Origin of the sequence: Methylicorpusculum oleiharenae, from assembly GCF_009828925.2 — a bacterium.
In the GTDB taxonomy this organism is placed as follows: Bacteria; Pseudomonadota; Gammaproteobacteria; order Methylococcales; family Methylomonadaceae; genus Methylicorpusculum; species Methylicorpusculum oleiharenae.
Window position 1 is genome coordinate 1,557,693 of the sequence record NZ_WUTY02000001.1, and the last position, 15,158, is coordinate 1,572,850.

A 15,158-nucleotide genomic window follows, 5' to 3' on the forward strand; every position below is an offset into this window, starting at 1 on the left:
TATTTGTGACAAAAATAAATGAAATATTAACGCTGGATCTCCAAGAAGATATCAAGAATGTCATTGACCTTGAAGATCGCTCGGAACTGGAAATTCAGCAGGAAATTGAGTCCTATATAGTCACCGAAGGCATTGGTCGTCACCTTTACGATTTTACTAACCAGTACACCTCAAACATTAAAGAAACGGGTGTTTGGCTATCCGGTTTCTATGGGTCCGGTAAATCCTACTTCGGTAAAATGCTGGGCTACATCATAGATAATCCTATGATTAACGGCACTCCAGCGAGAGAGCGCTTTATACCCCGGATTAAAGGTGTTACTGATGAAAGCCTGATTGAGAATGCGATACGCAAATTGGATTCCAGTAACAATAGGGTTGTCTTTTTAGATATCGCCAAACAAAACACAGATCGTGGCTTGGCATTTACCCTGTTTGCAAATTTGTTGAAAAACCTCGGATTCCGGGATGATATTTATGGTTACATGGAATTTGATCTCTATATTGACGGGAAATACAGCGCTTTCAAAGACAAAGTAAAAGAGCTGGAGGGTAAGGATTGGGAAGCGCTAAAAACCAGCAATAGACAAGTCGCCAAAGTGATGCGGAAAGTCTTTTCGGCCATGGGTTATAGCGAGGCCGACTATAACGATACCTACGCGGTCTACAGCGCTGCCATCAGTGATTTTTCCGCCAGCAAATTTAAGGGCGAGCTCGAAAAATACTTAACGTTTAAAACCGATGAGACCCTGGTATTTGTATTCGATGAAGCCAGCGAAGCGATCAGTCAGAAGAAATTTACGCTGCTTGACCTGGAAGGTATCAGCGAAGCGCTATCCAGCATCAGCCATAAAGTCTGGACCATTGCTATAGCACAGGAAAAGCTCGATGACGTTATCAATAATGCCAATGTTAATCGCAGCCAACTCACCAAAGTCACCGATCGGTTTAAGACAAAAATCCATCTCGAAGCCACAGAAGTGGACGTCATTATCCGCAGTCGCTTACTTCAGAAAAAAGAAACGTATTTCAATCAACTCCTGGATTATTACAAGAAAAACGAAGGCCTTGTTTCAGATGCAACGAATCTGAAGTCATCTTTTCCTACGAAAACGACAACGGCTCAGGAATTTGCGACTTATTATCCGTTTCATAAATATCAGTTTGATATTTTGCAAAAGTTCCTCTTCAGCTCCAACGCCTTAGTGGCAACACAAATTGCTGCGCGGGGCATGATTATTACCACGTTTGATGTACTCAGAAAGCAAATGCGCGATCAGGCGTTGTATGCTTTTACACCTGGGCATGCCATTTGTGTCGAAGCCCAGACAGCTCCGCCGGTGGGTCTGGTTAATAAATATGACACCGCGCGCAAGATTCTTGCTGAAAAAAACTTAAGTTTAGAGGGGGATAAACTCCTGAAAACGCTTCACCTGCTTGCTGATTCTGAAGTCGTTTCAGCGACAGTGGAGAATATTACCAAGAGTTACATCCAGGATATAACCACTTACTACGATATTAAACCGAAGATTGAAGAAGCCTTAAATTTACTGGTTGAAGCTAAAGTCCTTTTACTGGCTAACAACCACTATAAAATCACTTCAGATCTTGAAGGCAAGCTGCTTGAAGAAATGAAAGAATTTGATGTGGAGCTGTTCAGTAAAAAGCGCTCACTGATTAATTACCTCAAAGACTATAAAATTTTTACACCGATTGCCACTTTCAACGAGGGATCAGACACCTTCAAATTCAGTGTACTGTCAGACCAGGATGATGAACTGTGCAGTCCTGGCAGCAAGCAATTGAAATTGACGGCCTACAGCCTTTTTAACATCAGTGAAAACAGACAGGACTTTATTGAGCAGCTCAAACTGGAAACTCAATACAACAAAGACCTGATTACCCTGATTCCTGACAACAAAGATTTTTCTCAGATAGATAAGTTGATTGGCGAAATAAGCCGTTACACCTACATGGAACAAAAATTCTCCAATGAAACAGACCCCGCCAAGAGGCAGATCATTAGGGACTTTTCAATTATTAGAGAAGAGAAGGAAAAGAATCTGCGCATTAACATAGAGAATGCCTATAAAAATGCCGCATTGATTTATATGTTTGACGAGCACTTTCTCAATGCCGACACCTTTAAAGGCACCATTAGTGAAGTCCAAAGAAAACTGATTAAGAATATCTACACCAAGAGACTTGTTAATCAACTATCGGAAGCCTTAGTGCCTAAAATTTTCAGCTCCAGAAAAGAGAATCTCGGCGGTCTTTTTTCGGGAAATGACTTTAAATTTTATGATGCTCATGGCAATTTTACCGGGGATCACCTGAAGGTTGTCGAGGAGATCAACGCCAAAATAAAATCTCGTTTTGTGGATGGAAAATCATTGGAATCCGACCTTTCTGGAGCCCCCTGGGGCTATTCTTTCGGTACCCTTGTGACAACCTTGGCCGCACTTTTAAGAGCGGGCCGACTTGCTGTTAAATACAATGGCGATACCTGGTTCTCGCATGACCAGAAAGCAGTCCATGAGGCCTTCACCAATGCGACCAAGTTTAAATCAGCCTCCTTCAAGTCCATTACCGCAACCCTGACAGCAACGCAGAAAAACCAGGCTGTGCAGTTGTTACTGGATCTTGAAATAGAAGCCCATGCCAAGCGCAAAGTAGACTGGAACATTAATGACTTCGAATTGGCGGATGCGATCAAAGGCCTGGCCGATCATTTTGATGCGGCACTGACCACCTTAAATGAAAGCATTGATAACTTCGAGGTTCTTTTTCCGAATGTGGCTGCACAAAAAACAACGCTGCTCAATTATTCCAGCAAGGTGACCGAAAGCAATTACATTGAAAAAGTGGAATATCTTCTCACTACCGAAGAGGCTTTTAAAGAAGCAGTTCAAGCCATTCTCAAAGCCCAAAAATTTAATAAAAAGAATTTTTCTACGGTAAAAGACAGTAAGCGTTTTATCGAAAATGTTATAACGGAACTCAAGAAAGCCGATCGTGCTGATAACAGCATTAATGAAGCGAATGATGAATTCCTGCGGATTTACCAACAGGACATGGTGAAAAATTTTGCTCAGCTTCAGCAACAAGCACAGGTGGTAAAAGATAATTACTTCAAGTTCATCAAAAATGCCGCATCGGGAATGACGCACGAATATCAGTTACTTCTGGGCAAGGTGGATAGCGCGATACGTCAGCTGAAGCAACATTATCCAAGCGAATTAAATGTTCACAATCAGAAAAAACTGGATGATCTGAAACGCTATTGCACTGATAGAACGGTTGGCGAACCCAGTCTGGATTTTTCCATCACCTGTACCAAATGTGGTTATTCGCTTTCAGATATCCTCAACTATACCGCTCTGGCACCTGCCAAAGAGAATGAACTGCTGATTATTCAAAGCAGTTTTATTGCTGAAGCACCACCAGAACCTGAGCCAGACAGTGATCTGGAAAAACCCACGCCGCCAAAGCCACCACGAAAAATAAAGCTGCAAGTACCCGGTAAATTTATGACAGTCCAGGAATACAAATCCCTGTTGACGACCCAGTTAACCGCATTAGCTTCTGCTAGGTCTGACGAAAAAATCGAGCTGGCTATAGAAACGTTAGAAGGGTCGGTAAATTAATGAAACTGTCAGACCATGTCGATACACTTCGTAACCTGATTGAGGGGGCCTTTGACAAGCAATTTGCCCGACTGGGTATCGGTGCAAGCAAACAGCTTGAACTGGAAAAATTACCGTCCGAGTTACATGACAAACGTCAGCGTTTTGAAGAGATGCTGGAAAACCATGTAGGTGAGACGGGGTGTTATAAAAATGCTCGTGAAAAGTTGCTGGATGAACTGACCTTTACGCTTTTTAACCGCATTGCCGCGATAAAGGTCATGGAAGCAGCCAGCCTTTTTCCGCCGATCATCACCAAACAACCAGAGCATGGCGACCGTTCGTTTGGTCACAAAGCCTGGCTGGAAATGCGGCCAGATATGCGCAATGAAGAGCTTGAGGGCATCCGGGGATATATTAAGCATGCCTTTAACGAGTTGGGCGAAACCTTAACTCTATATAGCAAAGAGTTTCCTTATGCGCTGTTACCCGATGCGATTAGTCTTAACGATATTATCGATGCCTTTAATGCGGTAGAAAATGACCCGCAGGTGGAAGCCAACATCTGGCAGAGCGATGATATTCTCGGTTGGCTCTATGAGAGCTATAACAATACCAAAAAGCAAGCATTCAAAGACAGCGACGAAAAAACCGAATACGACAAGGTTTCACTGCAATCCCAAGTTTATACCCCGCGTTGGGTAGTGCGGTTTCTGGTCGAGAACTCATTGGGTAAGCTCTATCTGGAGATGTATCCTGATTCTGCCATCAAAACCCACTACAAAATTGCCAATGCCCCTAAAACGCAAGAGCGTAAACCAAAGCCTCTGCATGAAATCAAGCTGATTGATCCGGCCTGCGGATCGGGAAACTTTTTGCTTTATGCCTTTGATTTCTTTTATGCCTTATATCTGGATCAGATAGAAAACTACGGTGCCGATTACGCTGAGGCAGATATTCCAAAGCTGATCATCGAAAATAATCTGCACGGAATTGATCTGGATGACCGTGCCGTTCAGTTGGCGCAGCTTGGACTCTATATCAAAGCCAGGAAGAAGCGCCGCTCCATGGGTAATTTGAAATTCAATGTGGTTTCCTCCGACTTTTTTCTACCCGATTATGCAGAGAGCCGTCATATTTTTGAAGAGGGAACTAATCTTGATAAAAACCAGAAAGAATTGATTGCCGATATCTGGAGTGACCTACAGTATGCCTATAAGTTTGGCTCGCTGATTCGTTTGGATGAAAAACTGAAGGCAAAACTAAATAGCTTGGAAGCCAAGCAAGAATCAAAGCAAAATGATGTTTTTATATCTTCTGAAATATCAGAGCACAAAGGCTTCTCTGCCATTTTCTTTAATAATCTTAAAACTGCCGTGGAACAGTATGCCCAAGCACTACGTAATAATACCTTTCTTGCCAGTAAAACCAGAGATGCCATCACGTTCTTGGAACTACTCACCACTAAATATGATGTAGCCACTGCCAATCCACCTTATACAGACAGTTCCGACTTTGGGTCAGATTTAAAAACCTTTATAGAGAACAATTATAAAAAGCCTTATAAATTCAACACTAACCTTTACGCCACGTTTATTAAGCGGTGTTATGAGTTTGTGGGTGAGGATGGTTTTATTGCGATGTTACATCCTTTGACATTTATGTATATAAAGACTTTTGAAGATGTTAGAAAGTTTATTTTAGCAGAAACAAACATAAATCTACTTGCAGAACTCGGTTTAGGAGGTGTTTTTGCAAATTCGGATGTTCAGGTTGATGTGTGTATGTATGTTCTTAAAAAAGGTGATCAATCTGATAATGGTGTTTTTTTCGACCTAAAAACATATAAAAACCACAGCAATAAGCCAAATATTTTTTCTGAAATTTACATGAAATTTATACATGGAATTGAAGATAAGCATGTTTTTTCCACACCTCAGTTCAAGCTGAAAATAATCAAATCCTTCCCATTTATCTATTGGATTTCTGATGAGTTTCGGGAGAAATTTAAGAGAGCCGCACTTGAGAAAGAGGCTGATGTAATATCTGGGGTAAAAACAGGCAATAATAATGGAGCCCTTCGCTTTTGGTGGGAAATCAACTCCGATGATCTATATGACGGAGGGAACGAAATAAAATGGGTAAGATATACGAAAGGTGGTCCATTTAAAAAATGGTATGGGAATAATTGGTTGTGTGTAAATTATGAAAATAATGCAGCATATATTCGAAAACAAAATAGCTTTAATTTGGTACCTGATAAATACACTTATGTTGACGGAATTAGCTATTCTGGTAGTGGTTCAAAAGGTATTAATTTCAGATTTAAGTCAAAATATATTCTATATGACATGGGGGCGTCTGCTGTTTTCCCTAAAGCTGATCTTTATTACGCCATAGCAGCGTTAAACTCAAAATTGGTTTCTTACATCACTGATTGTCTAAACCCAACAGTCAACAAGCAGCCAAATGATGTAAAAAGAATACCTCTTCCGAAGCCAAATAAAAATGCCTTAGATTACATTTCACCATTTTCAAAAATAAATATCGATATCAATCAATTTTTGGAAAAATTTTCTGTGATAGAAATTGGTTTCCAAAAATCACCTTTTGTTGAATTTGCCACAGCTGGTGAAGTAAATAATCGTATTAGGTATTATTTCAACTATGAGAACCACCTCCTCACTCAAGTTCTACTCAATGAAGCCATTATCAACGAGAAAATCTTTGATGTTTATGATTTAACCGAAAGCGATAAAGCCTTGGTGCTTGCCAAAGAAGGCGAAAGTATCGGTGGACTGCCTGTGAGCGCAGAAGCCCGCACAGCCTATCTTGCCGAAGAAGAAGCAACAAAAGAATTCCCGCTGGATAATATTCGGAATTTTGCCGAAGCTCTGCCGGAGAAAGAGTTCACGGCAGAAGATCGGGAAGCGGTTGAAAGCGAGTTTTCAACATTATACCAAGGTAATAATACTCTGGAAGAATTCTGCATCCGCCATCAAATCAATCCCATCAATGTCTGGTATTGGTTTAAGCAGAGCAGTGTTATACCCAAACAGCGCATGAATATTTTGGCAATGGAATTTCTGGCAGACATAGTCCGTGAAATCCTGATGGAGGATGACGACGGCATCGTCTCGCTGGTTCCCAATGCCGGAGAAAAAATCCTGCTGGATCGTATCGAAGAGAAGTTCCGGGAAAAAGGCTTTTCTACAGCCCAATTTGCCAACTTTGATTCTGTGCTGGGACGACCGCTAAATGAATATCTAAACAAAGACTTCTTTGCAGAATTATCCGATCACCTAAAATTATTTAAGCAACTGCCAGCGACACCTTTTATCTGGCATCTTTCCAGCGGTCCGGAACAGGGCTTTGACTGCTACATCATCATCTACAAGTGGAGCCGCGATAAGCTGATGCGCCTACGCTCGGTCTATATAGAGCATCGGGAGAGAGCCTTGATGAATCGTCAAAGTGATCTGGCCAATAACGACAGCGCTGATGCTCAGAACGAGAAAGATAAAATCTTCAAGCAGCTCAAGGAGATTGACGCCTTCAAGGTGAAAATCGAGGAACTGCTGGCCGAAGGCTACAATCCCATCCTTGACGATGGCGTAGGTAAAAACATTGCGCCCTTACAGAAAAAGAAGATGATTCCCTACGAAGTATTAAATCCAGGGCAATTGAAAAAATACTTGAATGCCGACTGGTAAAATCAAACGCTTAGAGGACTAAAAGATGCCAACCATATCCATTTTTTACGGTATCCAAATCATGATGTATTTTTACGATAATGGAAAACACAACATGCCCCACATCCACGCTGAATATCAGGATGACGAGGCGGTGTTTTCAATACTGGATGGTGAGGTGATTTCGGGTAGTTTGCCACGTAAACAAACCCGCTTGGTTCAGGCCTGGATTGAGTTATATCAAGAATCTTTAATGATCGACTGGAAATTAGCCGTATCAGGCCAAGAACCCTTTCGCATTGAACCGTTAAGATAAGTTGAGGTGTTTATGAAATTGATTAAAGTAGAGCCGAAAGATAATTATATTTTGCGCATCTCTTTAGATGATGATTCGATAGTTGATTTTGATGTAAAGGCGGAATTGGATCGAATCCCCTGCTACAAACCACTTTATGACTCGGCCTTGTTTAAGTCGGTAAAGTTTAAAAATAAACGGATTTATTGGAGCGATCAGTTTGATTTTCATTTGGATCAAATTTTGGAACGCGGCCATTTTGTGAAAATTGCCGACCAAGAACCCGCGAAACTTTTAAATTAACTCATTAATTCGACAAGCATACTGTGCATCACGAATGGAGACATTCATAGGAAATGGACGATGATTGATACTTGGCTACAAAACGATCTGAATAATATTTTTGCAACGCATCCTGTAGCCGTTTTGATTGATGAGTCGGGTGACGCGAATTTCTTATTGCGAACACTTGAACAAATTTACACGGTTTTTTGCGCAAATTCGGAAGTCGAAGAATTGCATGTCAAGTATTTGATTGAACGTGAACAACCCTCGGCAAAGAAATACTTGATTTATACAAGTACGGCAAAGGATAAACTGAAATTTGTCCGGGAATACTGCGAAACCCACGGCAGTCTTGAAATTCGCACTCTGCAAAACTACATCAAAGACAAAGTTCATCAGACGTTGAATCTGAATATCAACTTGCCAAAAGAGGAGCTGATCACGGCTGCTAAAGTCAGTATCGGCAAAGACAAAGGTTACTGGTTTGATGTGTGCCACAAGGGCGCTACGGAAATCTTCGATCTTAAAAAAGAACTGTTGCCTTTTATTCATGATCCGGTGGCTTTTGAAGCCGATAAATATGATGCTCAACTGAGAGAGTCTTTCTATCGTAAGGTCAATGACTTACTGAAACAGGAATATATTCCAAAACCCGCGAAGACCCTGGCCGCCGAGGTTGTAAAGGCAATACTGGACGGCCTGGCTTGCGGAAAACCCATACCGATACTCGAAGCGGTCTATTACGACTGGCTGGATTCAGTCAGTTATCGCGATTCATTTTCCAATTATCTTAGCAACTATACACTGCCGTCCGATATGGATATCTGGTCTGTTAAATCATCTCATCCATTCCGATCAGTCGATGAACAATGGCTAAAGATTATCGGTGAACATATCGGCAATAAAGAATCTCTTCCTGATTATCTAAGCAAAATATCTCAGCGTAACCAGAGCAAACAGGCAAAGGCATTGGGTATCTCTTTTTGGAGTGATGTAAAGATACTGCTTGAATTTGATCCCAAAGATATTGCCTATCTCAGCTCATTCCCGGAGTGCGTTGAGTTTTATACCAAGCATTTTTATAAACTTGATACGGCCATCCGCAACCTTTACACGGAGTTTCTGAATAAGACAAATTTGCTGGAACCCTTTCAGGCGCATTACAAACAGTTGGTAGCCATTTTCCTGGATAAATGGTTTAAGTATTTTACTGGCTATCAGGAACAGCAAACTGGCATACTTCAACGGATTATTGATGAAAACAGCGTGAAAACGGCTGTTATTGTGGGCGATGGCGTGGCGTATGAAATGGCCTGTCAAGTGGCAGTAAAGGTCAATAACGGCTTTAAACTCAGCAAAAACAACTTGCTTGCAGATATTCCTTCCGAAACAGAAAACAACATGAGCCGAATTTACATGGCTAATGGAGTAACGGAAAAGGTGCAAAGTAACCGTGAAAAATATCTGCGCGATCAAAACCCCGGCACAGCCATCGATTTTATCAAACTTGATGAAGTTAATGAGGAACCAAGACCGGCGAACTACCTTATCTGCACTTATAAGGATATCGATGATATGGGTGAAAAATTGCAGCATAAAGCCTTGAAGTATTTCCCTGAAACCATTGATTATTTCGCTGCAAAGATTTCGATTCTGCTGAATAGCGGCTATGCAAAAGTTTATTTAATCACTGATCATGGCTTTGTTTTGACCGGGTTATTAAGTGAGTCCGATAAGATTTCAGTGGCACTTGATGGAGTTTCCGAAAAGGCAGAACGTTATATTCGGGTGGTTGAACAGCAGCCTACTTTAACGGGTAGCTACATTGAAGCGGGGAAAAAATACGGGCACTTTAATTACCTCTATTTTTCGACAACTATGAATCCGTTCAAAACACCGGGTGTTTATGGTTTTTCCCATGGCGGTGTTGCGCCACAAGAACTCATAACGCCTTATTTTTGTTGGGAGCGGGCTGACGATTCATCACAAACTCTGACAGTCACCATTCAAAATAAAGATGACCTGAAAAGTGTAACAGGTGAGCTCTTTCAATTGAAAATCCAGGCGGATAAGAGCGCTGGTGATTTATTCTCATTGAATCGGAAGGTGTACCTGGTTTTTTTCAGTCATAAAAAACAGATCAATAAAAGCGATGTGTTTACCATTCAGAGAGAAGAGCTGATTGCGAAAGAGTACGAGTTCGACAGAAACGCCGAAATAGAAGCCCATCTGCTGGATGCTCAAACAAAAGAGCTACTCGATAAGGTAATAATAAAACAAAACAAGGACCGGGATTTAGGCGGTCTGTTTTAACAGCTAAGGAAGTGTTATGGCAGTATTGAATGATTTAGATATCAAGCTTTTGGAGCATTTTAGAGGCTATGTGGTAAAAAAGGACCTGGTTCGCTCCTTAAAAGTAGGGGCCAATGTGCCCGTCTTTGTGCTTGAATACCTTATTGCCAATTCCTGCTCCACAGATGATGAAGAACAGATTCGCAAGGGCATGGATAATGTAAAAAAGATACTTTCTGAGCATTATGTAAATCCCGAAGAAAGCTCATTGATCCATTCCAAAATAAGGGAAAAAGGGCGTTACAAAATCATCGATAAAATATCGGTTGAGCTGGATTCCAAAAAAGATATGTACTGGGCAAAGCTTCAGAACAGTAATATCAAAAATGGGAATATCAGCGACAACCTTGTGAAGCAGCATGAAAAAATGTTGATGGGAGGAATCTGGGCGATTATAGATGTCGAATATGATCCGAGCATTATGATCGGGCAGGCTATCTTCCCGTTTGTAATCACAGAAATCAAACCGATTCAGCTTTCATCCTTTGATAACAGCAAGCTTATCAACAAACGCAAAGAGTTTACCAAAAATGAATGGTTGGATATTCTCCTGCGCAGTTGCGGTTATGAACCCAGTGCGGAAGATGTTTCTGAGCGTATCAAGATGCTCTTGCTGTCACGCTTAATACCCATGGTTGAATCGAACTTTAACTTTGTTGAACTCGGCCCCCGCTCAACGGGTAAATCCTTTGTTTATAAGGAGCTGACCCCTTATGCGGTATTGATATCGGGTGGGCAAGGTACTGTTGCCAAGCTTTTTGTCCATGGATCGACCGGTAAGGTGGGTGCGGTCGGACAATGGGACGCCATCTGTTTCGACGAAGCAACGGATAAAATATTTAAAGACAGGGATGCTATTCCGCTGATGAAGGATTATATGGAGTCCGGTTCATTTTCCAGAGCGGGTGCAGGAGGTGAAATTACCGGTGTAGCATCTATCATTCTGAACGGAAATATTAATCAGCCGGTAGAAACCGTTCTGCAAACCTCCCATCTTTTCAGTCCGCTATCAGATGAAGTCAATACCGATACCGCTTTTCTTGATCGTATTCACTTTTATCTTCCCGGTTGGGAAATGATCAAGTTTGCCCCTAAACACTTTACTTCGAATTTCGGTTTCAGTACGGATTATTTCTCAGAAGTGTTGAAATCATTACGACGTGTAACCTACACGGATGCGCTTGAGGAATATTTCTCTCTAGGGAGTCATCTGAAACAACGTGACACCAAGCCAGTGAAAAAGACTGTGTCTGGTCTCATTAAGCTCTTGCATCCAGATGGTGTTTATACAAAAGAGGATATCAGGGAATATCTTGTTGTTGCACTGGAAATGCGTCGACGTGTAAAAGAACAACTCAAACGCATAGGCGGAATGGAGTTTTGGGACACCAACTTTTCTTATATCGATAAAGAAACGCAGGAAGAGTTCTTTGTCGGCTTGCCGGAAGAAAAAGGTTCGCACATTATCGAAAACACACCACTTTCACCGGGCGTTTGTTACACCAGTACCAGCGATGGTGAAAATGTGGCACTTGTTCGGATTGAGACCGTTGCTGTCCTGGGATCTGGAAAACTGAATATAACAGGGACCAATACTACGGCTGTCAAAGAAAATATAAAAAATACTTATCAGTATATAAGGGCCAATGAGAAAACCATCTTGAGTGATAAACACTCGCTTAAAAATTATGACATTATGATTCAGGTGAGCAACCTGCTTGGTGGTGCCATATCTACAGGCATAGGCTCAGCTGTTTATATTGCTATCGTTTCGGCTCTTTACAAAAAGAACCTTAAAGCTGGTTTGGCAGTACTGGGTAATATTTCAGTCGGTGGAGCCATCGAACGAGCAATCAATTTTGATGATAAAGTTACTATGCTGTCTGAAAATGGAGCCAAGGTTGTCATCGTACCAATGGATAATCTGTCTGAGTTAGCGAATATTCCGCCTTCAGTTCTTGGAAATACCGATATTCCTTTCTACCAGAACAATCAGATGTTAATGCAAAAAGCAATTTTATTGGATTGATCTTGGGGAATATTAATAAACAAAGTGTAATTAATTTGCGTAATGGAAGGTAGGTGTCTGTTTCGGTTTCAACCCATATTTTACCGACTGACAACAAGCCCACCAAAAGCAGTCAGACCATTCTAGCGAACCAGCTGACACGGCCCACCATTGCTAGTCATCTGCAAAGCCATTAAAGAGTTTTAAATAATCGCTTCAAATTTGATGACTAGTTTCGCATGCCAAAATATCCAGATTGGTATGTTGTTAAATTCTAATAAGCTATAAAGCTGGTTTAGGCCATAAATTCGTTTATTTATGAGGTAATAAACGAAAGCTTTACAATCTCTTGAAAGGCGATATTGAAATCGTGAATAACCCACAAAAAATGTTAAGGGTTCTGATATTGCTTTTCAATGGTCAAAAGAGCATATAAATCTATAAATCGACAAAAGGGACATCATTGTTAAACATAACGAACAAATCCGAAGTATCTAGTGAAAATTCTCATGGACATACTTTTTGTGTTATCAAATTAAAACCGGAAGAGTTTGACAGTCTTGTTTCAGAATTAGTTGATTTGTTGCCAACTCACTATGTTGCCCCAGAATCAATAGCGGACATTCTCAATCGGCTTGGCAAAGGTGCGGCTGCAAAAAAGCTAAGGGATAAAATACCTACGGTAAAGAATATACGTTCAGGTGATGTGGGTGAAGTAATGACAACTGACTACATTGAAGAATTTACCAATTTTAAAGTGCCAATTCGGAAACTTCGGTGGCGTGATCACCGCGATATGGCGATGCGAGGGGATGATGTTATTGGTATTTATGTTAACCAAGAAAATCAATCCGTGCGGTTTCTAAAAGCTGAAGCTAAAGCTAATAGGGGCTTAAATCGAGATGTTCTAGGTAAGGCTAGAAAAGAGCTTGATAATGATGAAGGATTGCCAGCACCTCATGCTCTTGGTTTTGTTATCGATAGGCTCAAAGAAAGTGGTAACAATCAATTAGCTGATCTTATTGAAAAAATGCAGCTCGTAAATGGTATTAGAGAAAATCAAGTTGAACACTTACTTTTTACATTTACCGCTTCAGATCCTGCAACTCTTCAAAAGGAGGCTTTTGAGTCTTATGACGGCAATATAAAACAGACTTCCGTGGGATTTCGAGTTAATAATCACCAGGAACTTATCTCGAAAGTTTATCAAGGAGTGATGGATGGCCTCGACGGTTGAGGAAATTGAAGCGATTGTCCGACAAGCGATCTCGACAGGTTTCAGAGGCAGATTACTTGAGCGTGGTCTAGCGCGTTCAATGATTTGGGTTGATGGTGTATTGCCTGATGGTGCTCCAAACTTTGCAGAAAAGCTAAGTTATGACCTTCTTTCTTATGGCTATTCACTACTGTCGCTCGGGATTCGGCTAAGGGAATTAAATGGCGATATTGATTTATGTCGGGCAGCGTTCGAAAAATCTGCCACAGCAATAACGGATGTTATACACAATGGCAACCCTAATGATTCAGAAAAAGGGTTTCATAAGATTTTGGCAGCCTCTGCATATCATTTAGGCCGATTTTCAGCCAAAGCGTATTCGTTGATTCATAGCGGTATTGAAAGCGAAAACTTAAGCCGTATGGAAAAAATGCTTTCATTACTGATTTTAAGGCAGTTTGATAAGCTGGAAACCTCGATTTTAGAATGGAAAACCTCTGGTCTTGGCTCAGATGTATCCTTAGCAGAAAAACTAGAATCTGAAATCAATCAATTTAACGAGAATATTAATATCGAGGGACAGTCTGAAGATTTTGGTATAGGTGCAATCGAATTGCCTGTAGTCGATCTAGCTATAACTGATAATTATTATTCCGCCATTTTTGAGTTTCTATTCGCACTGGAAACAGGTAACGCTGTATTACATGATGGTGCAATAAGCCGAATTGACAATAGTTTGTCTATTTGTAGTGAACTCAATATGCTGCCGCAGTGGTGGGTATTGAGGATAACCAAGCACCTGTTAAATGATTTATGGGAATCAAGCTTTCATAAGGTTATCCCTATCACACCTCATCAAGAGCATAGTCAAGATTGGGCATTGCTTCGTTGGTTATTTATAGCATCTTTGTTTAAGCGTAATAAGGCAGAAATTGATCTTTGGCCTTCTCAACTTGAAGGCGCTAGACGTGCAGTTGAAGACCTTGATGATCTTGTCGTTTCACTACCCACTAGTGCGGGCAAAACTCGCATCGCTGAACTATGTATTCTCCGCTGTTTGGCAATTGGAAAACGAGTCCTATTTATTACACCTCTCAGGGCATTATCAGCGCAAACGGAGACTTCATTGCGAAGAACATTTCTGCCTTTAGGTAAATCAGTTTCATCGCTTTATGGCAGTATTGGAACAAGCGACTTTGAGCAAGATGTATTAAGAACTCAAGACATAGTGGTGGGTACGCCAGAAAAATTAGATTTTGCTTTAAGAAATGATCCTTCGTTAATAGATGATGTTGGTCTAGTAGTTTTAGATGAAGGCCATATGATAGGCCTAAACGAACGAGAAATAAGTTATGAGGTGCAGATTCAGCGCCTGTTAAAACGTGCCGACGCAAATCAAAGAAGGATTGTTTGCCTTTCAGCGATTTTACCAGATGGCGATCAGTTTGATGATTTTGTTGGCTGGTTAAGGCAGGACAAGGAAGGTGGAGCTGTACAATCTGATTGGCGACCAACAGATTTAAGGTTCGGCGAGATTGTTTGGCAAGCGAACACAGGTCGAATCAATTTTACTATTGGCGAAGAAAAGCCTTTTATTCCTGGTTATATACAACCCTTTGTGCCGCCTTTACCCAATCCCGGAACCCTCAGTGTCAGGATAGTTGTCGCCTCTAAAATTTTATAG

8 protein-coding genes are annotated in these 15,158 nt (G+C 41.1%); all 8 read left to right on the forward strand.

Annotated elements, in window-relative coordinates:
* The first annotated feature begins 5 nt into the window (after window positions 1-5).
* A complete protein-coding gene (gene brxC, locus GO003_RS07310) occupies window positions 6-3,647 on the forward strand; it encodes a BREX system P-loop protein BrxC (RefSeq protein WP_159652892.1) in 3,642 nt (1,213 codons plus the stop codon).
* Window positions 3,647-7,339 carry a BREX-1 system adenine-specific DNA-methyltransferase PglX gene (pglX, locus tag GO003_RS07315; RefSeq protein ID WP_159652894.1) on the forward strand — a complete coding sequence of 1,231 codons (3,693 nt, stop codon included), beginning with the start codon at window positions 3,647-3,649 and terminating at the stop codon, window positions 7,337-7,339. Before brxC ends, pglX begins: the two co-directional genes overlap by 1 nt.
* A 25-nt stretch (window positions 7,340-7,364) precedes the next feature.
* The gene (locus GO003_RS07320) at window positions 7,365-7,634 is read left to right on the forward strand and encodes a DUF4160 domain-containing protein (protein ID WP_159652896.1); all 270 of its coding nucleotides are present in this window, start codon (window positions 7,365-7,367) and stop codon (window positions 7,632-7,634) included.
* 12 nt (window positions 7,635-7,646) lie between these two features.
* Entirely contained in the window at window positions 7,647-7,916 is a 270-nt protein-coding gene (locus tag GO003_RS07325; protein WP_159652898.1) for a DUF2442 domain-containing protein, read from the forward strand.
* A gap of 60 nt (window positions 7,917-7,976) precedes the next feature.
* Window positions 7,977-10,211: an alkaline phosphatase family protein gene (locus tag GO003_RS07330; protein ID WP_159652900.1), complete on the forward strand. Its 2,235-nt coding sequence runs from the start codon at window positions 7,977-7,979 to the stop codon at window positions 10,209-10,211.
* 16 nt (window positions 10,212-10,227) lie between these two features.
* A complete protein-coding gene (brxL, locus tag GO003_RS07335; RefSeq protein WP_159652902.1) occupies window positions 10,228-12,279 on the forward strand; it encodes a protease Lon-related BREX system protein BrxL in 2,052 nt (683 codons plus the stop codon).
* A gap of 442 nt (window positions 12,280-12,721) precedes the next feature.
* On the forward strand, window positions 12,722-13,495 hold the full coding sequence (locus GO003_RS07340; RefSeq protein WP_159652904.1) for a Hachiman antiphage defense system protein HamA: 774 nt from the start codon (window positions 12,722-12,724) through the stop codon (window positions 13,493-13,495).
* Entirely contained in the window at window positions 13,479-15,158 is a 1,680-nt protein-coding gene (locus tag GO003_RS07345; RefSeq protein WP_159652906.1) for a DEAD/DEAH box helicase, read from the forward strand. Before GO003_RS07340 ends, GO003_RS07345 begins: the two co-directional genes overlap by 17 nt.